The 21,160-nt window shown below is 66.0% G+C and carries 19 protein-coding genes and 1 pseudogene; 14 read left to right on the top strand and 6 right to left on the bottom strand.

Features of this window, described 5'->3' with window-relative positions; genetic code table 11:
* Positions 1 to 109: 109 nt before the first annotated feature.
* The 5 genes from GJV26_RS23855 (at position 110) to GJV26_RS23875 (ending at position 7,870) form a co-directional block, all read left to right on the top strand.
* On the top strand, positions 110 to 3,046 hold the full coding sequence (locus GJV26_RS23855) for a TonB-dependent receptor (RefSeq protein ID WP_155711161.1): 2,937 nt from the start codon (positions 110 to 112) through the stop codon (positions 3,044 to 3,046).
* Positions 3,046 to 4,362, top strand: a complete 1,317-nt coding sequence (locus tag GJV26_RS23860) for a BNR repeat-containing protein (RefSeq protein ID WP_155711162.1) — start codon at positions 3,046 to 3,048, stop codon at positions 4,360 to 4,362. Before GJV26_RS23855 ends, GJV26_RS23860 begins: the two co-directional genes overlap by 1 nt.
* Positions 4,363 to 4,374: 12 nt before the next feature.
* Positions 4,375 to 5,547: a glycoside hydrolase family 88/105 protein gene (locus GJV26_RS23865; protein WP_229419414.1), complete on the top strand. Its 1,173-nt coding sequence runs from the start codon at positions 4,375 to 4,377 to the stop codon at positions 5,545 to 5,547.
* Entirely contained in the window at positions 5,548 to 6,816 is a 1,269-nt protein-coding gene (locus GJV26_RS23870) for a DUF2264 domain-containing protein (RefSeq protein ID WP_155711163.1), read from the top strand. It abuts the gene before it with no gap.
* A gap of 304 nt (positions 6,817 to 7,120) precedes the next feature.
* Positions 7,121 to 7,870 (top strand): PEP-CTERM sorting domain-containing protein, encoded by a 750-nt coding sequence (locus GJV26_RS23875; RefSeq protein ID WP_155711164.1) that lies wholly within the window; start codon positions 7,121 to 7,123, stop codon positions 7,868 to 7,870.
* Between the two features lie 265 nt (positions 7,871 to 8,135).
* Here the strand turns inward: GJV26_RS23875 and GJV26_RS23880 are convergent, their stop codons facing one another.
* The 3 genes from GJV26_RS23880 to GJV26_RS23890 are packed head-to-tail and all read right to left on the bottom strand — an operon-like array spanning position 8,136 to position 11,869.
* Positions 8,136 to 8,495 (bottom strand): hypothetical protein, encoded by a 360-nt coding sequence (locus GJV26_RS23880; protein ID WP_155711165.1) that lies wholly within the window; start codon positions 8,493 to 8,495, stop codon positions 8,136 to 8,138.
* Between the two features lie 19 nt (positions 8,496 to 8,514).
* Entirely contained in the window at positions 8,515 to 11,319 is a 2,805-nt protein-coding gene (locus GJV26_RS23885) for a PAS domain S-box protein (protein WP_155711166.1), read from the bottom strand.
* Between the two features lies 1 nt (position 11,320).
* A complete protein-coding gene (locus GJV26_RS23890; protein ID WP_155711167.1) occupies positions 11,321 to 11,869 on the bottom strand; it encodes a carboxymuconolactone decarboxylase family protein in 549 nt (182 codons plus the stop codon).
* Positions 11,870 to 12,131: 262 nt separating this feature from the next.
* Here GJV26_RS23890 and GJV26_RS23895 point away from each other — a divergent pair, with 262 nt between their 5' ends.
* From GJV26_RS23895 to GJV26_RS23925, 8 genes and pseudogenes are all read left to right on the top strand, one after another.
* Complete coding sequence (locus GJV26_RS23895) at positions 12,132 to 13,235, top strand: branched-chain amino acid aminotransferase (RefSeq protein ID WP_155711168.1); 1,104 nt, start codon at positions 12,132 to 12,134, stop codon at positions 13,233 to 13,235.
* A gap of 236 nt (positions 13,236 to 13,471) precedes the next feature.
* Positions 13,472 to 13,942: a rhodanese-like domain-containing protein gene (locus tag GJV26_RS23900; protein WP_155711169.1), complete on the top strand. Its 471-nt coding sequence runs from the start codon at positions 13,472 to 13,474 to the stop codon at positions 13,940 to 13,942.
* A gap of 16 nt (positions 13,943 to 13,958) precedes the next feature.
* Complete coding sequence (locus GJV26_RS23905; RefSeq protein WP_189441694.1) at positions 13,959 to 14,261, top strand: helix-turn-helix domain-containing protein; 303 nt, start codon at positions 13,959 to 13,961, stop codon at positions 14,259 to 14,261.
* Between the two features lie 39 nt (positions 14,262 to 14,300).
* A pseudogene (locus tag GJV26_RS30780) lies at positions 14,301 to 14,399 on the top strand (aminotransferase class V-fold PLP-dependent enzyme); the annotation flags it as partial.
* A gap of 93 nt (positions 14,400 to 14,492) precedes the next feature.
* The gene (locus GJV26_RS23910; protein ID WP_155711170.1) at positions 14,493 to 14,879 is read left to right on the top strand and encodes a cupin domain-containing protein; all 387 of its coding nucleotides are present in this window, start codon (positions 14,493 to 14,495) and stop codon (positions 14,877 to 14,879) included.
* Positions 14,880 to 15,038: 159 nt separating this feature from the next.
* Positions 15,039 to 15,527: a DUF6644 family protein gene (locus GJV26_RS23915; protein ID WP_155711171.1), complete on the top strand. Its 489-nt coding sequence runs from the start codon at positions 15,039 to 15,041 to the stop codon at positions 15,525 to 15,527.
* Between the two features lie 11 nt (positions 15,528 to 15,538).
* The gene (locus tag GJV26_RS23920; protein ID WP_155711172.1) at positions 15,539 to 16,012 is read left to right on the top strand and encodes a DUF6644 family protein; all 474 of its coding nucleotides are present in this window, start codon (positions 15,539 to 15,541) and stop codon (positions 16,010 to 16,012) included.
* An 11-nt stretch (positions 16,013 to 16,023) separates the two neighbouring features.
* Positions 16,024 to 16,587, top strand: a complete 564-nt coding sequence (locus GJV26_RS23925; protein ID WP_155711173.1) for a cytochrome c — start codon at positions 16,024 to 16,026, stop codon at positions 16,585 to 16,587.
* 71 nt (positions 16,588 to 16,658) lie between these two features.
* Here the strand turns inward: GJV26_RS23925 and GJV26_RS23930 are convergent, their stop codons facing one another.
* Positions 16,659 to 17,582, bottom strand: coding sequence for a LysR family transcriptional regulator (locus GJV26_RS23930; protein WP_189441673.1), 924 nt, complete (start codon positions 17,580 to 17,582; stop codon positions 16,659 to 16,661).
* A gap of 119 nt (positions 17,583 to 17,701) precedes the next feature.
* Here GJV26_RS23930 and GJV26_RS23935 point away from each other — a divergent pair, with 119 nt between their 5' ends.
* Positions 17,702 to 17,965 (top strand): DUF2798 domain-containing protein, encoded by a 264-nt coding sequence (locus GJV26_RS23935; protein WP_155711174.1) that lies wholly within the window; start codon positions 17,702 to 17,704, stop codon positions 17,963 to 17,965.
* Between the two features lie 40 nt (positions 17,966 to 18,005).
* On the opposite strand, the gene GJV26_RS23940 is transcribed toward GJV26_RS23935, so the two are convergent.
* Both GJV26_RS23940 and GJV26_RS23945 read right to left on the bottom strand, forming a co-directional pair.
* Positions 18,006 to 20,555: a TonB-dependent receptor plug domain-containing protein gene (locus GJV26_RS23940; RefSeq protein WP_155711175.1), complete on the bottom strand. Its 2,550-nt coding sequence runs from the start codon at positions 20,553 to 20,555 to the stop codon at positions 18,006 to 18,008.
* A gap of 57 nt (positions 20,556 to 20,612) precedes the next feature.
* Positions 20,613 to 21,158 carry a GlcG/HbpS family heme-binding protein gene (locus GJV26_RS23945; protein WP_155711176.1) on the bottom strand — a complete coding sequence of 182 codons (546 nt, stop codon included), beginning with the start codon at positions 21,156 to 21,158 and terminating at the stop codon, positions 20,613 to 20,615.
* Positions 21,159 to 21,160: the final 2 nt, after the last annotated feature.

Below are 21,160 nucleotides of genomic sequence, written 5' to 3' on the forward strand. Positions count from 1 at the left end.
TATGTGCGGCGTTGAAAACCGCTCAATTTCGTGAGCGATTTTTTCAAAAGCCCTTGTGGTAACGTGACCATCATTCGTGGCACAACAAATAATCAAATCGGAGACAGAGATGAACAAGACGATTCTTGCCACCCTGCTGCCGCTGGCACTGGCCGCCGCCTACGGCACGGCCCATGCGCAGGCGAGTGTGGCACAGGACAGTGTGGCACAGGGCAGCACCCCGCAGGCCGCCACGACCGTCGGTGTTGCCGATGCCGCTGGCGCCGTCGCCCAGGCCGAACCGGCTGCGGCGCCGGCCGCCCCCGGTGCGGACCCGGTCAGCACCGTGGTCGTCACGGGCTTTCGTTCCAGCCTGCAGAAGGCGCTGAACCTGAAGCAGCAGGCCATCGGCGTGCGCGACTCGATCGTGGCCGAGGACATCGGCAAGTTCCCCGAGGCGAACGTGGCCGAATCGCTGCAGCGCGTGCCGGGCGTGATCCTGAACCGCGACGAAAGCTCGGGCGAAGGCCAGCGCATCTCGATCCGCGGCCTGCCCACCGAATATTCGGTGACCACGCTGAACGGCGCGCCGGTCAACACCACGTCGACCAGCACGATCGGCAGCGCCGCGCGCGGCTTCAACTACGACGTGTTCGCCTCCGAGCTGTTCGGCCGCATCGACTTCTACAAGTCGCCGCTGGCCGAACTGACCGAGGGCGGCCTGGGCGGCATCGTCGACCTGCAGACGCCACGGCCGTTCGACAATCCGAAGCGCGCCGTGCGCTACGGCGTCACGGCCGGCTACAACACGATGTCCGAGCACACCAACCCGGCCGCCTTCGCGCTGTATTCGAACACCTGGGGCAACTGGGGCTTCCTGGTCGGCGCCTCGCATTCGGGCAGCATGAACAACCGTTCCGGCTTCGAAGCCACGGGCGGCTACAACAGCTCGGCCAACGGCAGCCGGAACCCCGTGCGCGGCAACTTCGCCGTGGCGCTCGACTACGATTCGCCGCTGGCGAACCTGGGCGGCTACACGCGCCAGCAGATCGACAACGCGCTGCTGCCGCGCATCTACCGCTTCTACGGCTCGCAGAACGACCGCACGCGCGACGGCCTGGTCTCGTCGCTGCAGTACAAGAACGGCGGCCTGAACGTCAGCTTCGACACGCTGTATTCGAAGCTGAAGAACGAGCGCGACGAAATGTACTTCGGCATCCTGGTGCGCAACAGCCGCACCACGAACCGCAACGCGCCGGCCGGCCAGACCGGCAACAACGGCCTGATCCCGCTGAACGTCAGCATCGATCCTTCGTCGAACCTGCTCGAAGGCACGTTCGGCAACACGTCGTACAGCAGCGGCGTCACCTATGCCAACGACGAGACCGAATTCGGCTACGGCGCGCTCAACCTGACCTACAAGGCCAGCGACCGGCTGACATTCACCGCCCAGGCCAGCGCCAACAACAGCAGCGCGCTGTCGTACCAGAGCACGCTGTCCGGCCAGATCTTCGGCATCACGTCCACGATCGGCTACGGTGACGATCACGTCTACCCGTCGCTGTCGTCGCCGACCAGCTACACGGACCCGAACAATTTCCAGGGTTTCCAGATCGGCACCGGCTGGACCAAGGAAACGGACAAGGGCCGCCAGGCACGCGCGGCGGCCGAGTGGACCTACGACCTGCCGGCCGGCTGGACCGGCAAGATGAAGACCGGCTTCTCGTTCGTGGAAACCACGAAGGGCATCGACAAGCGCAACGGCACCTCGCTGGCCACCACGCGGCTGAACCAGCTGGGCAACGCCGGCCTGCGCGCCGGCATGACGTCGAACCTGCCGATCGGGAACCTGGACATGGGCGGCGGCTGGCCGGGCGCCTGGGGCACGTTCGACCGGGGCTACACGTATTCCACGTTCAACCCGCTGCAATACAACCCGAACTCCACGTTCACGCCGGCGCAAAGCTTCACGGCGCAGGAAAAGGTCAGCTCGGCCTTCGTGCAGTCCGACTTCAAGGGTGAGGTATTCGGCAGGGAGCTGCGCTTCAACGCCGGCGTGCGCTACTCGGAGACGAAGACCTACATCGACAACTTCAAGCAGACCGGCGCCAACAACGCCTACGCGCCGAACGAGGAAGAGGGCAAGTACAGCAACGTGATGCCGGCCGTGAGCGCCGCCTTCGACGTGACCGACACGCTGATGTGGCGCGCTTCGTGGGGCAAGACGATCTCGCGCGCATCGCTGGGCATCATCGCCGCGCAGACCGTGATCCCGAACCAGTTCGACAACACGGCCACCGCCGGCAACCCGAACCTGAAGCCGCAGCAGTCGAAGAACCTCGATACGAGCCTTGAGTGGTACTTCAAGCCGGGCAGCCTGCTGTCCGCCGGTTACTTCCGCAAGGTGCTGACGGATGCCACGGTATCGTCCACGCAGATCGTCACCTTCGGTTCGCTCGGCCTGCCCGACACCGCGCTGGGCGCCATCTTCCAGGATGCCAGCGGCCGCGTGGACCCGAACCTGGCGATGACGCTGCGCACCTATTCGAACGCCGGCGAGCAGGTGCTCAAGGGCTACGAGCTGGCCTACCAGCAGGCGTTCGACTTCCTGCCCGATCCGTTCAAGGGCTTCGGCGCGCTGGCCAGCTTCACGCACATCGATCCGTTCAACAGCCAGCGCTGGATCACCAACGCCGGCAAGGAAATCGAGGTCAACTCGGTGCCGAAGTTCGCCTACAGCACCACGGGCTACTACGAGCGGGGCCCGCTGGCCGTGCGCCTGTCGTGGAACTACAAGGGCCGCTCGCTGCACGGCGACAATCCGCGCAACAACGGCGACGACCTGATCCGCTGGCGCGCCGCGCGCGGCTACCTGGACGGCAACATCAGCTACAAGATCAGCGACAAGCTGGAACTGCGGCTCGATGCGCTGAACCTGTCGAACACGCTGACCTACGATTACTTCGAGGATGCGAACGGCGTGTACGGCAGCGGCAAGAAGACCCGCATGGACTACGCCAAGTACGACGGCCGCACGATCAAGATCGGCATCCGCGGTTCGCTGTGATGCGCGGAACCATCCGGGGCACGGCACTGGCGGTTGCCTTCGCCCTGGCCGGCTGCGCGCAGCCCGGCCCCGGCATCCCCGGCGGGGCTGTCCGCCTCGTCGACGTGGCGCCGGGCTGGGCGGACAATTCCGTCAACACCGTGGTCTTCCGGCGCCATGCGCTGGTCAGCGACGGCAGCACCCAGTTCATCGCGTTCTACGATGCCGACGGCCGCGTGGTGCTGGGCAAGCGGCAGCTTGGTGCCACGCGCTGGGAGCTGTCGCCCACGCAGTACAAGGGCAACGTGCGCGATGCCCACAACAGCATCAGCATCGGCCTGGATGCCACCGGCGTGCTGCACGTGGCGTTCGACCATCACAACGGCCCGCTGCGCTATGCGCGCGGCACGGCGCCGCATGCGTTGACGCTGGGCGCCGAGGAGCCGATGACGGGGCGCGACGAACGCTCCGTCACGTACCCGGAGTTCCACCCGCTGGCCGGCGGCGGCATGCTGTTCCTGTACCGCGACGGCGGTTCCGGCCGGGGCAACCTGGTGGTAAACAGCTACAGCGCCCCCGCCGGGAAATGGACGCGGCTGCAGGACAACCTGATTTCCGGCGAAGGGCGGCGCAGCGCCTACTGGCAGGCCGCCGTCGACGGGCAGGGCACCATCCACGTGTCGTGGACGTGGCGCGAATCGCCGGACGTGGCCAGCAACCACGATATCGCCTATGCGCGCTCGCGCGATGGCGGTGCCACGTGGCAAGACAGCACCGGCCGCAGGCTGGCGCTGCCGATCACCGAGGCCGGCGCCGAAGTGGCGGCGCGCGTGCCGCAGAACAGCGAGCTGATCAACCAGACGTCGATGACCGTGGACGGCGCGGGCCGGCCCTATATCGCCACGTACTGGCGCAAGGCCGGCGAAACGGTGCCGCAGTACCGCATCGTCCACCTGGGCATTGGCGGCTGGCGCACGCTCGACCTGCCGTTCCGGCGCACGGCGTTCTCGCTGTCCGGCGTGGGCACGAAGGCGATCCCCGTGTCGCGGCCGCAGCTGGTCGTCGACGACGGGGGTGCCAATGCGTTGCTGCTGTTCCGCGATGCGGAGCGGGGCAGCCGGGTGTCGGCCGCGCAGGTCGACCTGCAACGCGGCAGCTGGACATTGCGCGACCTCACCGAGGCGCCGGTGGGCGCGTGGGAACCGAACCTGGACCCGGAGCGCTGGCGGCGGACCGGGGAACTGAACCTGTTCGTGCAGGATGTGCGGCAGGCCGATGGCGAAGGACTGGCACGGGGCGCACCCACGATGGTGCGCGTGCTGGAGTTCAAACCGTAAGGAATGGAAACGATGAATCATCACTCAGTGAAGCACCGGTACCGGATGACGGGCGTGCTGCTGGTCGCGGCATTCGTGCTGGCTGGCTGCGCGGCGCAGAAGGAAGCCGCGCGCGGGGAAGCGCAGCAGGGCAGGGCGGACGTGGTCGCCGCCATCGACAAGGTGAACGGCTACTGGCAAAAGACCACGCCGGCGCAGGAGTGGCCGTTCTGGAACGTGGCCGCCTACCATACGGGCAACCTGGAAGCTTACAAGATCACGAAGAACCCGGCCTACCTGCGCTACACGCAGGACTGGGCGGAGTACAACAAGTGGACGGGCGCCAAGTCGACCGACAGGACGAAGTGGAAGTACACGTACGGCGAGACCGACGAGCACGTGCTGTTCGGCGACTGGCAGACCTGCTTCCAGGTGTATGCGGACCTGTACAAACTGCAGCCCGACCCGGTGAAGATCGCCCGCGCCCGCGAGGTGATGGAATACCAGATGAGCACCCCGAACGACGATTACTGGTGGTGGTCCGACGGGCTGTACATGGGCATGCCGGTGATGACGCGGCTGTACTCGATCACCGGCAACAGGCAGTACCTGGCCAAGATGCACGAGTACTTCGCGCATTCCCGCAAGATCATGTACGACGAGGAGGCCAGGCTGTTCTTCCGCGATGCGCGCTACGTCTACCCGAAGCACAAGAGCGTCAACGGCAGCAAGGATTTCTGGTCGCGTGGCGTGGGCTGGGTGTTCGCGGCGCTGCCGCGCGTGCTGGACGACCTGCCGAAGGACGATCCGCACCGCGCCGAGTACGAGCAGGTGTTCCGCGACATGGCGGCATCGCTGAAGAAGGCGCAGCAGGCGGAAGGCTACTGGACCCGCAGCCTGCTCGACCCGGCGCATGCGCCGGGCCCGGAAACGAGCGGCACCGCGTTCTTCACCTACGGCTACCTGTGGGGCATCAACAACGGGCTGCTGGACAAGGCCGAGTACCTGCCGACCGCGCGCAAGGGCTGGGAGTTCCTGACGAAGACCGCGGTGCAGCCGGACGGCCGCCTGGGCTACGTGCAGCCGATCGGGGACCGCGCGATCCCGGGGCAGGTGGTGGACAGGAACTCGACCGCGCATTTCGGCGTCGGGGCCTTCCTGCTGGCCGGTGCGGAAATGGTACGTCTGATGGACAAGGGAGAATAAATGGAACGTCGCAACTTCATGCGCGGCCTGGCCGCCGCACCGGGTGCCGCCCTGCTGGCTGGAAGCACCGATGCACTGGCCGCCGATGCCACATCGTCGGGCTCGCCCGCCGATGCCCGTGCCTTCCAGCTCGGCCTGATGCAACGGATGGCCGAGCCGGTGCTGGCCAACATGGCGAAGGGGCAGCTGAAGAAGACCTTCCAGCTGGAGGTCAGCCCCACGTGGGACGGGCGCGACAAGGGCGTGACGTACCTGGAATGCTTCGGGCGGCTGATCGCCGGCGTGGCGCCATGGCTGGAGCTGCCGGACGACGGCACGCCGGAAGGCAAGTCCCGCAAGCGGCTGCGCGAGCTGGCCGTGCAGAGCTACGTGCACTCGGTCGATCCGAAGAGCCCGGACTACCTGCTGTGGAAGGGGCCGGGGCAGACGCTCGTCGACTCGGCTTACTTTACCAATGCGCTGATGCGCGCGCCGAAGGCACTGTGGGAACCGCTCGACGCGACGACGAAGCGCCGCATCGTCGCCGAGATCAAGAGCCTGCGCCGCATCGAGCCGCCGTACATCAACTGGCTGCTGTTCGCCGCGATGAACGAGGCATTTTTACTGTCGATCGGCGAGGAACACGACCCGATGCGGATGAACGTGGCGATCCGCAAGATCAACGAGTGGTATATCGGCGACGGCTGGATCAAGGACGGCGAAGCGTTCCACTTCGATTACTACTCGTCGTACGTGATGTACCCGATGCTGGTGGAGATCCTCGAAGTGCTGGCCAGGCACAAGGGACCGTTCTGGAACGGCAAGCCGGACGAGCTGCTGGCGCAGGCGTACCAGCGCATGCAGCGCTATGGCGAACACCTGGAGCGCTTCATCTCGCCGCAGGGCACGTGGCCGCCCGTGGGGCGCTCGCTCACGTACCGCACCGCCGTGTTCCAGCCGCTGGCGCTGCTGGCGTGGCGAAAGAAGCTGCCGAAGTCGCTGCCGGAAGGGCAGGTGCGCGCCGCGCTCGATGCCGCCCATCGCGCGATCTGGACGACGCCTTCGAACTTCACGTCCGACGGCTACCTGACGATCGGCTTCATGGGGCACCAGCCGGAATTGGGCGACTGGTATTCGAACAACGGCAGCATGTACATCGCATCCGCCGGCTTCCTGTCGCTCGGGCTGCCCGCCACGGACAGCTACTGGACGGCGCCGGCGCAGGACTGGACGCAGAAGAGGGCGTATTCGGGGGCGAAGTTCGCGAAGGACTATCCGGTGAATTACTGAGCCGCCGTGGGGCGTGTGGAAGCGCCCCATGGTGCCATTGGGTTTTCCCCGCGATGGCTATTTTTGGCCCAGGTTGCCTCTGGAGGGTTGCTTTTAGCTACTTTTACGGTCCAGCGCGCGCCAGCTTGCGAACCGGATTTTGCCTGCTCGAAGAACTCAATAAACGCGGTTGGCACGAGAACAGCCACTGTCTGCCGGGTTAGCGCTCATTAAAATTTCCTGATGTGGGATTTGGTGAGAATCATGCATTATTTGCAATGCTATCATCGCAATTCCCTGCATTCCACAATCTTATGGAGCCTTGATGAAACACGTTCTTCCAGCTATCGCAGCGGCAGCCTTCCTGCTTTCCTCGTCTGCCGTGCAAGCTGCCGATGTCTGGCAGTTCGACCATCTGGCCTTCACGCTCACCGACCGCTTCTATACGGCAGATCATGTGCCTTCCAGCGTGTCGCTCGTGTCGCAGTCCGAGAGCGCGACCGTGGTCTCGCTGACCGGCCTGGCGACGGCGTCGGGATCGTATCCCGCGCTCGACAACTACGCGACAGGCGCATGGGGAACCGGCATCTCGCGTCAGAATTTCGATGGCGAACGGTATCGCGTCGGCGTCGACGACGGCTATCGGGTGACCGGGGTTACCGTGCAGGTGACCTTCGCGGGCGACCTGCGTCCGGGCGCCGGAGGGGGATCTGCATACAATGAGCTGCGCGTCATTACCGCGCTGGGAGAGCCCGGCGAAAGCGCCGTGTACAGGCAGACTGCCACCAACCTGGACGGCAAGCTGACGAAAGTGCTGGAGATCGACAGCCTGGCGCTCGCTGGAGACTTCGGCTTCCAGGTGGACACGTTCATCGAGACGTATGCCGGCGCCACGAGGAACGGGTGGGGCTCACTGGTGGCGGAATCGTATGCCAACATACAGGCAGAGAACATCCAGTTCACCTTCCACACTTCGCCCGTGCCGGAACCGGAAACCTGCCTGATGCTGGGTGCCGGCTTGGCATTGCTTGGCGGCCTGGCGAGGCGTCGGCAGCGGGAAAGCCGCGAGGGCTAACAAGGGTTTGACCGGGATGAAACGGCGCTGAGGCGCCGTTTTTGCTTCTGCCACCATGTCTCGGTCGGAACGAACTTTTAGAGAAACTCCGACTTATTCGCTAGGGAAGCGCTGATTTATTGCTGGTGGATGAGATTAGTCTTGAAAAACGTGTCCAGCAAGACGCAGATGGCCTGTCATACCGGGGTATGGCAGGCCATTTGCGACGCAGCCGGGCGCTTTCTCTCATGGCCAAGATCGCCGTCATGAATGAATCGGCGGTTCCCTAGGAAGGCGCTGAATTTCTTCGAACGGTTATCACGTGCCCCGATTTGTCGATAATGAATTTGTCGACATCCGAGATTCTGTATCCGAACGCATCGCCTTCTTCGCATTTCAACAGTCGACCCGTAATTGTCGCCGGGTCAAGATAATGGTATTTGCTTCCTGCCGAAGGCGGCACGTTTTCCGTGACTACATCGAGGATTTCGGGGATGTCGATCCTGACCGCGCCTGAACGCTCGTCACGGGCGTCGATGGTGTCGACAAGATAGCCATCCTCCCCGACCAGAACAAAAATCCCTTGCAGCTCCACCTCTTTCCCAAGCAGTCGAGCCACATCCAGCAAGAGTTCGCTTACATTCATTTTCTTCTTCGAAACAGGATCACTGCGGCAGCTTTGCGTCGATCAATGCGCGCACCTTGCCGACGAGCGCGCCGATCTCGAACGGCTTGGTCATGACCGCCATTCCCTGGTCGAGCCGGCCGTTGCCGACGGCTGCCGTGTCGGCATACCCCGTGATGAACAGCACCTTGAGGCCGCCGCGCGATACTCTTGCGGCATCGGCCACCTGGCGGCCATTCAGCCCGCCGGGCAGGCCCACGTCCGTGACCAGCAGGTCCACGCATGTGTCCGAATTCAAGATCCGCAAGCCGGCCGGGCCGTCCTGTGCCGTCAGCACCCGATAGCCGGCATCACGCAGGACCTCTCCGACAATGTCGCGCAGTGCGGTTTCATCCTCGATCAGGAGCACGGTTTCACCGTGGCCCGACGGGATGGACGGCGCCTCGACATACTCCTCGGCATGCGCCGCCCCGGCATACCGCGGCAGGTACAGGCACATGGTCGTGCCGGCCCCCTCCCCGGAGTGCACGCGCACCTGGCCACCGGACTGCCGCACGAAACCGTAGACCATCGACAACCCGAGGCCGGTGCCTTCGCCCAGGGGCTTGGTGGTATAGAACGGATCGAAGATGCGCGCGATGACTTCCGGGGGCATGCCGGCGCCGGTGTCGGACACGGACAGCGCGATGTACTGTCCGGGCCGCAACTCCTGCTGCCTGGCGGTGCGCTCGTCGATCACCTTGTTGGCTGTTGCCAGCATCAGTTTGCCGCCCGTGGGCATCATCGCATCGCGCGCATTGATGCACAGGTTCAGCAGGGCATTCTCGAGCTGGGACGGATCGACCTTTGTCAGCCACAGATCCTGTGCATTGCTCACCTCCAGGTCGACAACGGGTCCGATCGAGTGCCGGATCAGCTCCTCCATTCCGGCAATGAGCTGGTTCACATCGGTGGGCTTGGGATCGAGCGTTTGCCGGCGCGAGAAAGCCAGCAGCCGCTGCGTGAGCGACGCGGCGCGGCGCACGGACGATTCGCCGATGTCGATGTAACGGTCCAGCCCGCTGTACTGCCCGCGTTGCAGTTTGAGCTTGAGCACCTGCAGGCTGCTGCTGATGGCGGCCAGCAGGTTATTGAAGTCGTGCGCCAGGCCGCCGGTAAGCTGGCCCACCGCTTCCATCTTCTGTGCCTGGCGCAAGGCTTGCTGCGCCTGTTCGAGTTCGGCCTCGCGCGCCTTGTTCAGGCTGAGGTCGCGCCCGACGGTGACGAAGTGCTCGCCATCGAGTTCGGGCGTGACAGTCCACTCGATGTGCTTCCAGCCGCCGTCCCGGCTGGCGATGCGGTTCTCGAAACGGGCCGGCTGGTGCGTCCCGGCCATCTGCGCGATCACCCCCAGAGTAGCGGACACGTCCTCCGGATGCATGAAGCTTGAATAAGGACGTGCAAGCAGCTCGGACTCGGTCCAGCCCAGAACCTGCGTCCATGCAGGACTGACGGCCGACATCCTCCCGTCATAGGTTGCCAGGGCGAGCATGTCCTGGGACAGGCTCCAGAGCCGGTCGCGCTCGGCGGTCCGGGTAGCCAGCTCGGCTTCGCGCTTCTTTTCGGCCGTGATATCGCGGCCGGTGGCATAGGTCAGGTCGCCGTCAGGCGCCGCGACCCAGGAGATCCAGCGGATCGAACCGTCCTTGTGCCGGTAGCGGTTTTCGACCGTCGGCAGGCGGCCCGCCGCCGCGCGCTCGTAAGCGTCGACCGTCGTGGCGTGGTCGGCCTGGATCACGAATTCATTGACATGCCGGCCGATCAGCTCGTCGGGAGCGTAGCCGAGCAAGGCCGTCCAGGCCGGGTTGACCCGCCTGAAGTAGCCCTTGAAGTCGATGATGAGCATGAGGTCGGGCGAGGTATCCCACATGCGGTCGCGCTCGGCCGTGCGCTGGACAACCTGGCTCTCCAGCGTCTCGTTCAGCTCCGAAAGCTTTCGCTCTGCCCTTTTGCGGCTGGAAACGTCCTGAAAGACGATCGCCACCTGGCGCCTGGCGGGTGGCTCGATGCGGGAGCACGCCACTTCCAGGTGCCGGTCGGTCGCTTCGAGCTCGCGCTCGAAGCGGACCAGTTCGCCGGTTTCGAGCACGTTCCGGAAGATGGCCACCCAGGCGTCCGCCTCGCTCTCCGTCAGTTCTCCACGGGCTGTCTTGCCGACGATGTCGGGGATGCCGGCATGGCGGATGTAGGCGGGGTTCGCTTCGAGGTGCACATAGTCGGAAAGCGGCCCACGCGGTCCGTCGATGAACTGGATGACGCAGAAGCCCTCGTCGATGTTCTCGAACAGGGTGCGATAGCGCGCCTCTTCTTCGCGCAGCGTCGCCTCGGCCTCGTGTTCCGCCGCAAGCGCCGCGATGCGCGTCAGCACACCGCCGACGGCACTGGACGCATGCTGGAGATGGCGGACATCCCCGTGCGTGAATCGTCTGGCCGTCCTGCCGACGCACAACGCGCCGTGGACCACGGTCTTCGAACCCAGCGGCAGGGCGGCCAGGAAGATGTCGCTGTCCCCATCGTGCGCCGCTGTCGGCGAACCGCGCGTCATTGCGTCTTCCAGCGCGGTCCTGTGTCCCGCCAGGAGGACGTCATCCCCGATGTGCGCCGCGGCCCCCGCCTTGCGGTCCTGCGACCACAGCGTCAAGCCCTGGCTGCAGGGCAGCAAGACTGTACAGGTGTCGTAATCGCATATCCAGTGCAGGCGGGCGAAGACCAGCCTTGCCAGATCCGCCACGTTCTGCAGGCTCACGCACTCGGAGATGAACTCCAGCAGCAATCCCTGACGCGTCAGCTCCTCCTTCAGGTCCATGTCAGATCTGGAAGAACATGTCGTCGGGCGTCACGCCGGTCGCATCCGCAACGATGTTCAGGTATACCGCCAGGCCGATCACCGAAATCAGCTCCATGATGTCTTCGTCGTTCAGGCCATGGCCGTGCAGCGACGCATAGTCCTCCTGCGTCATGCCTTGTGGATTGCGGGCGCACTTCACGCCGAAAAGGATGATGTCGCGCACCTTTTCCGGCGCCAGGTCCTCGACATGCTCGACCAGTGCCTGCAGCGTGGCCGTGTCGATGCCGAGGCTCCTGCAGCACGCCAGATGCGCGGCTTCGCAGTACATGCAGTTGCGGTCGTGCGAGATTGCCGCGACGAGCATTTCCTTAAGGGCACGCGGCAGGTTTCCGCTGAGCATCGCACCCTGCAACAGGCCCCAGGTTCCTTTCGCCGCCGCCAGCGAGTGCCCGTGCATCTTCATGAAGTTGGGGGTCATGGGGAAACCCATGCCACGCTGGAATTCTCCGAAAACCGCCTCCGATTCCTTGGAAAACGCCTGGGGTATTTTTAATGTCGAGAAGGGCATCGTTATCTGGCCATGTGATTGCGATGGATTCTAACAGTTGCCCGGCAGCGAGTGAAAACGCCAGGCAACCGGGCCGGCCGGCTACCCGTCCGCGGATGCATCATGAAAGCCGGATCCCCTTGATGCGGTGACGTTTCGTCGGTCATCGTCGTTCGCAGTTTGATTGAAGGTCGGGCCGCGCACCGCGGCCGATCGGGCACGCCACGGATGCCGCATGTTAAACTCCCCCGACGATCAACTCCGCTTTTCCGCAGTTCTCGCCATGGCAATCAACTCCACGTTCAAAATCACCCCTTCGACCAACCCGCTGTCCGCCGCCGAGCGTGAGCAGAAGCTGCAGGCCATCCAGTTCGGCCGCGTGTTCACCGACCACATGGCGGTCGTCAAGTACAGCAACGGCACCTGGCACGATCCGGAAGTGAAGCCATATGGCCCGCTGTCGCTCGATCCGTCCGCGTCCGTGCTGCACTACGGCCAGGCGATCTTCGAAGGCTTCAAGGCCTACCGCCAGCCGGATGGTTCGGTCAGCCTGTTCCGCCCGGAGCAGAACGGCGAGCGCTTCAACCGCAGCGCCGCGCGCCTGGCGATGCCGGCCATCCCGAAGGAAATCTTCATCGGCGCCGCCGAGGCGCTGGTCGCGGTCGACCAGGCATGGGTGCCGTCCGGCTCCGGCGAGAGCCTGTACCTGCGGCCGTTCATGATCGCCACCGATCCTTACCTGGGCGTGCGGCCGTCGAACGAATACCTGTTCCTGCTGATCGCATCGCCGGCCGGCGAGTACTTCCCGCAGGGCCTGAAGCCGGTCAGCGTGTGGGCCAGCAAGGAATACGTGCGCGCCGCGCCGGGCGGCACGGGCGAGGCGAAGTGCGCCGGCAATTACGCGGCCAGCCTGCTGGCCCAGGCCGAAGCCACCCAGCACGGCTGCGACCAGGTGATCTGGCTCGATGCGATCGAGCGCGAATACATCGAGGAAATGGGCGGCATGAACCTGTTCTTCGTGTACCGCGAGAACGGCGAACCGGTCATCGTCACGCCGGGCCTCACCGGCACGCTGCTGCCCGGCATCACCCGTTCGACGCTGCTGCAACTGGCGGGCGATCTGGGCTACAAGGCCGAGGAACGCCGCCTGGCGCTCACCAACGTGCTGCAGGATATCGCCTCCGGCGCGATCTCCGAGGTGTTCGCCTGCGGCACCGCCGCCGTCATCACGCCGGTGGGCCTGATCAAGGGCCGCGGCTTCGAGCAGGGCATCAACAACAATGAAAACGGCCCGGTCGCGCTGGCCCTGCGCGATGCGCTGCTGGGTATCCAGCGCGGTACCGCGGCCGATACGCATGGCTGGCTGCACCAGGTGGCGCTGGGCTAATTTTTAGCCGGCAAACCGGTGTCGGACACCTTTTCCGGAAAATTCACCCGGAAAAGGTGTCCGATACCGGTATTCACACCAGTGTTCCTGCGCCGGCCCTGCAATGTTCCTTTATGCGCTTTGCGCATGTCCTTGCGACGATCCCTTCGTTCCCAATCGCACTCCCGCTGCCTATATTGATCATCCACGCGAAGCGGTAACCGCGTATCCACGATCCACAGCCGGAGTTGCCTGTCATGTCTTCTGAACTGCTCGAAGTTGCCCTGCCCGATGCACTGGAACAAGCCCGCGAGGAAGCGGTCGCCAATGGCTTGCCGTTTGCGGGCGGCGTGAGCCCGCCGGTGGCGTGGTCGCTCGTCAAAAGCGGCAAGGCGGTGCTGGTGGATGTGCGCAGCCACGAGGAACGGGTATTCGTCGGCTATGTGCCGGGCAGCGTGCACGTGCCGTGGGCTACCGGCACGTCGCTGATCCGCAACCCGCGCTTCGTGCGCGAGCTGGAAGCCAAGCTGGGTGGCAAGGACAAGGGCGCCGTGCTGCTGTGCCGCAGCGGCAACCGATCCGCCCAGGCGGCGGAAGCGGCCGCGAAGGCGGGACTGACGCTGGTCTTCAATGTGACGGAAGGCTTCGAAGGCGAACTGGATGGCAATTCGCAGCGCGGCCGCCTGAACGGCTGGCGCAGCCACGGCCTGCCGTGGGTCCAGGACTGAGGTGCGGCATCCGGATATCGGCGAGCGGAACGCCGCGCCGGGGCCGGCAGGGGACACCCAGCTTGCGCTGGTGCGCAGCTTCGGCAGGGGCATCCGCGAATTGCGTGAAGCGCGCAGCTGGTCCCAGGAACAACTGGCCGACCTGGCGATCCTGAACCGTTCCTATGTCGGCGAGATCGAGCGCGGCGAGGTCACGGCATCGCTGGCGACGATCGCCGAGCTGGCGCGCGCCTTCAAGGTCGCGCCTTCGGCATTGGTGCAACATGGCGAAAATACATTAATAACTTTTCAACATCCTGGAACGGTTTGGTGGCGATAGGCGGTTGAATGCTGCGCTGCAATAAGAGAGACTGGGCTCACCGTGCGCCCGTCGCTGGCGTTCTACAACACGTTCGACGAGATCGATTGCCTGGTGAAGGTGGTGCGCAGCCTGGCCGGCCGGGGGCGGGCGGTGTGATCGGCGGAGCCGGCGGCATGCCGGGCCGCCGGCTCAGCCGACGCAATGGCTCACGATGTGGTAAAAAGTCATACTTGTCACAAAGGAGCCATCATGCCCGGATTCAGTATCAACCTCGAAGAAAAAACCCTGTCGAACGACAACTTCCGCGAAGTGCTGTTCACCACGCCGCAAAGCCAGCTCGTGGTGATGACGCTGCAGGCCGGCGAAGAGATCGGCGCCGAGAAGCACGACGACACCGACCAGTTCATCCGCGTGGAAGCGGGGCAGGGCAAGGCCATCCTCGACGGCGAGGAACATGCGCTGGAAGACGGCGTGGGCGTCGTGATCCCGGCCGGCACGCATCACAACGTGATCAATACCGGCAGCGAACCGCTGAAGCTGTACACGCTGTACACCCCGCCCGAGCACCCGGACGGCACGATCCACAAGGACAAGGCGGAAGCCGACGCCTACGAGGCCGAGCACGGCCACCACTGAGGCCACCTGGTGCGCATTGGAGTGCTGAAACCGCAGCAGGCTTCTGCTGCGGTTTCACCAGCCGGCGGCTGAGCGCCCGCCGTTCATCGCCCGATGCCGGGCTTCGCGCCCTGGCATGAAAGCTGCTCCACAACAGGGGTCCCTTGTTGTGGAGTTTTTATGTCCCTGTATGAAACCGCCGTATGGATCGAGGAATCGGCCATCGGCACGGCGCTGCGCGAGTCGCAGTATGCCTTTCCCCTCGTCGAGGCCGCGCACCTGCTCGGCCTTGCCCTGTCGTTCGGTCTCGTGCTACTGACCGACCTGCGCCTCACCGGCCTGCTGCTGCGCGGCGTGCCGTTGGCGGACCTGCTCCACCAGTTGAGGCCGTGGATCTTTTCCGGCTTCGCGCTCACGTTCGCCACCGGCGGCCTGCTGTTCTGGGCCGAGGCGGCCGCGCTGTACGACAACATCCCGTTCTGGTTCAAGGTCGCCTGCATGGCGATCGCCTGCGCTAACGCGCTGTTCTTCGAGCTGCGCCTGGGCCGCCATGCGGAGCGCTGGGCCGGCGGCCCCGTGCTGCCCGCCGCCGCCAGCCGCGCGGGCTGGATCTCGCTGGTCTTCTGGACCCTGGCCACCATCTTCGGCCGCTCGATTCCCTATTACTGACACGAGCCGACATGACATTCATCGAATTCCTCGGTGCCCTGCAGGGCACCTGGCCCGTCGAGCAGCTGCGCGGCGCCAACCACCTCGTCATCGAGATCACCGAGGTGGTCCACGTGCTGGGGCTCGTCGGGCTGCTGACGGCCGTGCTGCTCCTTAGCCTGCGGCTGCTGGGCGTGGTGCTGCCCGCGCTGCCGTCCGCCACCGTCGCGCGGGCCGCGTCGCCGCTGCTGTGGGGCGGGCTGGCCGCCGCGATGGTGACGGGAACGCTGCTGTTCCTGTCCGGCCCCGTGCGTTACTACGCCAACGCGGCGTTCGGCCCGAAGATGGTGCTGCTGGCGCTGGCCCTGGTCGCCCAGGCGGTGCTGTATCGGCGCGTGGTGCGGGCGCCGGAACCGGGGCCCGCCGTCGCCCGCTCCGGCGCCGCGCTGCTGCTGGCGCTGTGGTTCGGCGTGGGCCTGTGCGGCCGCGCCATCGGCTACATCTGACGGAGGCACGCATGCGACCATTTCACTTTACCGCCGCCGTGCTGGTGCTGGCGGCTTTCAGCGCCGCCGCGTTCGCACCTGCCGCCAAGCCCGTCGCCTCGATCCAGGAACTGATGGCCGGCGTGATCGACCCGGCGGCCGACGCCGTGTGGGAATCGCTCAGCAGCGAAACCGGTCCGAACGGTATCGAGGAACACTTTCCGCGCACGGCGGCCGAATGGGCCGCATTGCGCAAGGGCGCGCTGGACATCGTCGGGGCGGCGAAGCTGCTGCAGGTCGACGGCCGCCCCGTCAGCCACGGCCAGCCGCTCGAGGATGCCGACGTGCCCGGCATCTCCACCGCCCCGCAGATCCGGCAAGCCATCGACGCCGACCGCGCCGCGTTCAATGCCCGCGCCAGGGAACTGCACGCGGCCGGCCGGCAAGTCCTCGCCGCCATCGATGCCCGCTCCCCGCAGCGCCTGCTCGCCGCCGGCGAAAAGCTCGACGCCGCCTGCGAGCGCTGCCACGCCGCCTACTGGTACCCCAACGCCGCGCAGCCGGCGTGGCCGGCACCGTTGACGAAGGCGCCATAAGGGGCGCGGCGTGCCGTGCATCCCGTGCCTTGCATCCCGTGCCGTGCATCCCGGTCCCGCAGGCCAGGGGGTCACGTCGCCAGCCCGCGCGCGGAGAGATGCGCCTGGAGATGGTCCAGGAACGCCCGCACCTTTGGCGTCAGGCCCTGGTGATCGGTCACGCAGGCAAAGAACTGCAGGGGTTCCGGCACGGCACGGGCGTCCGGGCATGCGCCTTCCTCGAACAGGGCGACCAGCTCGCCCTTGTCGAGCAGGGGCTGGGCGACGAAGCTGGCCAGCCGCGTGATGCCGCCGCCGTTGACCGCCATCCGCGCGAGGATGTCGATGTCGTCGCTGATGAACGCGGCATTGACCGGCGCGTCGAAGCGTACCCCGTCGCGGATGAAACCCCATGGCAGGAAGCGTCCATCGGTCGGGTACCGCAGGACCAGGCAGGCGTGGCGCATCAGGTCTTCCGGCGAGGCCGGCCGGCCGGCGGCCTCCAGGTAGGCGGGCGACGCGCAGAGGACGAACGGTACCGAGGCGATCGGCCGCGCGACCAGCCGTTCCTCGAGCTGGGGCGGGATGCGGATGCTGACATGGATGCCTTCCTGCAGGTGGTTGACGCGGCGATCCGTGCTGACCAGCTCGATGGTCAGGGCGCTGTACCGGGCGCGGAATGACGGCAGCATGGCGGCCAGCACATGGCGGCCGAACGCGGCGGTCGTCGCGATGCGCAGGTGATCCTGCAGGTCCGCCTCCTTGCTCACCGCCTGCCTTGCCAGGTCCAGCTCGCGCGGAATGTGGCGCACCTTGTCGTAATACGCCGTGCCCGCCTCGGTCAGCGCCATGTGCCGCGTGGTGCGCGACAGCAGCCGCGTTTCCAGGTGCGCTTCGAGGCGGGCGATATTCTGGCTCACCGCGGCGGCGCTGACGCCCAGTGCGCGGGCCGCGGCGGCAATGCTGCCGCATTCCACCACCCGCACGAAGCTGGTGATCGCTCCAATGATGTTCACATACCCTCCCTCGCCCGATTCGTAAATTTTACTTTATAAAGAACCAAGGCCGTGGGCCTGTCTTTGCCGCCGGCGGGGTGATAGCCTGTGCTGCTTCGAATCGACGATGGAGAACGACGATGCAATATCAACACAGTCGGCGGGGCGCCCTGCGCTTGCCGAAAAGCCTGGGCCCATATGTGTTCGCCCTGTACATGGCAACCATCATGTCATTCCTGATGTGCCTGATCATTACCTGGACCGAGTTCGGGTTCGGCGGAGATTACTTCGGAAAAGTGATGAATGCGTATCGGGTGGCGATGCCGGCCGCCTTCCTGTGCATACTCGTCGTACGGCCGCTGGTGGGACGCCTGGTGACGTGGAGCGTCCGCGTGGAAGGATAGCTGGCCTGGAGTGGCACGGGAGGCGGAGCCCCCCGTGGGGTCAGAGCTTGTAGCTGACGCCGGCGTAGACGAACCGGCCGGAGGCGCCGTTCGGGGCGATGAACGAGAAGGGGTTGATGCCGGACGAGCGGTTGGCGGTGATGTACTTGTCCGGATACCTGTTGAACACGTTCTGCACGACGAGGTCGAGCTTCCACCGTTCGCTCAGCCTGTAGCCGATGCTCGTGTCGAGATAGGTCTCCGGCGAGAACACCTGGTCCGTGTTGCCGTTGGCGGCGACGGAGCCGGCCACGTCGCCCACGTTATAGCGGTACTTGCCGAAGCGGGTGACGGTGCCGTCCACGTTCCAGTCGCCGATCGCGTAGCGGGCGCCGACGAGCAGCTTGTTCTTCGGCGTGCCCCATTCGGCATCGCGCACCTTGGCGTTGCCGACGGCAAGCACCTGGGCGCCGCCGATCGTGACGAAGCGCTGCACATCCGACACCCGCGTGCGCAGGAAGCTGGCCGAAGCGTGCAGGTCGAGCAGGCCGCCGCCGGCCCGCAGCTGGCTCTTGCCGATGATGTCCAGCCCGTCGGTGCGCGAGTTCCAGCCGTTCAGGTAATACGATGCCTGGGTGAATCCGTTCAATCCCGCCCGGTTGAAGGCCGCCGTCACCGTGGCGCCCTGCAGCGTGTCGGTGGCGATGATCACGTCGTCCACCTTCAGCCGGTAGGCGTCGATGGTCAGCGATGCATTGCCGTCGCTGCGCAGCACTGCGCCGAACGAGTACGTTCGCGATTTTTCCGGGTCGAGCGGGCGCGCGCCGAACGGGGCCGCCACCGGATCGGCGGGGCGGAACTGGCGCGTCTGCCCCGGCGTCAGCGCGCCGCTGCCGCTGTTGGACCAGTTGCTGGTGGTGCCCGTGCTCTGGAACCCCAGCGCGGCCAGGCTCGGCGCGTGGAAGCCCGAGCTCACGGTGCCGCGCACGGCGAACGATGGCGTGGCGTCGAACCGGCTGGTGAGCCGGAAGTTGCCGGTGCCGCCGAAGTCCGAGTAATGCTCGTAGCGCGCGGTCGCGCCAACCTGCCAGCGGCGCGTGAGCTGCGCATCGATGCCCGCATGGGCGCCCGCCACGTTGCGTTCGATCTCGCCCGCGTCCTCCGGCTTGATGCCGGACGTGGACGAACCGCTGCCAGGAATGCGCGTCGTATCGGCGGCATAACGCGTGCCCGGATACAGCGAGCCCACGATCTGGCCGGCCAGCGGGCCGCCCGAGTAGCCGGCCGGGTCGCCCAGGTCGCCCGTGCGCCAGCGCTCGTGCCGCCCCGTCAGGCCGGCCGACAACGCGAGCGAGTCGGTCCACGCCGTGGCCAGCTGGCGCACGTAGTCGGCGGTCAGGCTGGTGGTATCGCTCTTCCACGAACCGAGGTAGAAGTGCGTCTTCGTGGCCGCGCCGTACGCGGGATTGCCCGTGTTGTAGGTGTCGCGCGCCGTCTCGTTGTAGCCCAGGCTCACGGCGACATCGAGCTTGCCGAACGAATCGGTTTCGTAGCGCAGGCCGGCGGCCGCGGCGCCATCGCGGGCCCGGTAATCCATCCACGGCTGGTAGCCGTCCGGGTAGATGGCCAGGATGTCGTTCTCGCCGAGCCGGGTGCCGTCCGTCACCGTGGCATTGTTCGTGACGGCTTTCACGACACGTTCCGGGTTGACATGGTTCGAGCTGGATTTGTACGATCCGTTGATCCAGCCATACGCCACCAGGCCGGCCGACAGCGGCACCTCGCCGTTCGCCAGCGCGCTCCAGTTGCTGCGCTCGGCCTGGCCCCAGGTACCGTATTTCCTGTCGAAGCTGTCGTTGCGCGGGTCGCCGTTCGGGAACAGCTGGCGCCAGTCCGCTTCCGAACGGTCCACCTGCGTGTTCTTCAGCCGGTCCAGCGACAGCGTCACGAAGCCATCCCGGCCCAGCCTGAAGCCCTTCCAGGCATTGACGGCCGTCGTGTGCCCGCCGCCGTCGCTGTAGCCGCCACCATGGACGGCAGCCTCGCCGCCGGTGGCGTTCTCGCGCAGCACGATGTTGACGACGCCGGCGATGGCGTCCGAGCCATACTGCGCGGCCGCGCCGTCGCGCAGAACCTCGATGCGGCTGACGGCGGACAATGGAATGGTATTGAGGTCGACGACGGTGGCGGCGGGCCACGGATCGGTGCCGGACAACTGCGCCGCCGTGTGCCGCCGCTTGCCGTTGACGAGTACCAGCGTGTAGGCGGGGCTGACGCCGCGCAGCGACGCCGAGCGCACGCCCTGGCCCTTGACGGCGTTCTGCCCCTGCGGGAAGTTGAACGACGGGTGCAGCTGCGCCAGTGCCTGGTTCAGCGACACGGCGCCGGTTTCCTTCAGCTGCTGTGGCGTGATGACGTCGACCGGCGCCGAGCTCGACAGCACGGTGGCGTCATGCCGCGCCGAGCCCAGCACGACGACGCTGTCGATCTGGCCTTCCGGCGCGATGGGCGCCGGTCCGGCGTTCGGTCCCTGCTGTGCCTGCGCCGTGCCGAATGCGCCCGCCAGCAGGGCGGCCAGCACCGTGAGGCGTGGGTAAGAAGATGTTGACATGATGATGTTTACTTCGTGTTGGTGATGATGATGGTGCCGGCGCAAAGTCGCCTTCCGCTACCGCAGGCGTGCCTGCACCTGCGCCAGGCCGATCTGGGCGCAGGCCTCGTCGTTCTCGCTGCCGCGCGCGCCGCCCACGCCGATGGCGCCGACAAGCTCCTCGCCGGCCAGGATCGGCAGGCCGCCGGCGCGGCTGTTCCAGCCGCTGTTCGCCTTCACCTGCGCATCGAACGCCCCGTCTTCCGATGCCCGCCTGCCCACGGCGCTGGTGGGCAGCCTGAAGGCGAGCGAGGTACGCGCCTTGGCGGTGCTTGAATTGACGCCCCGTTCATGGGCGCCGTCGGCCGCCAGCAGCGCCTTGAGCACGCCGGCCGAGTCGACGACGCTGACGCTGACGTTGAAGCCCTTCGCGCGGCAGGCATCGATGGCCGCCTGCGCTGCCTCGTGGGCCAGTGCGAGCGCGGGGCCGCGGGCCGGCGGCGGCGGTGGGGTGTTGGCCGGCGCGGCGGGGGGCGCGCTGGCTGGTGTCGCCGTCGTCTGCGCCAGCGCCGGCGACAGCAGGAACGCCGGCGCCAGGGCGAGCAGGGTCAACAGGGTTCGCATGA

The organism is Pseudoduganella dura, from assembly GCF_009727155.1.
In the GTDB taxonomy this organism is placed as follows: Bacteria; Pseudomonadota; Gammaproteobacteria; order Burkholderiales; family Burkholderiaceae_D; genus Rugamonas; species Rugamonas dura.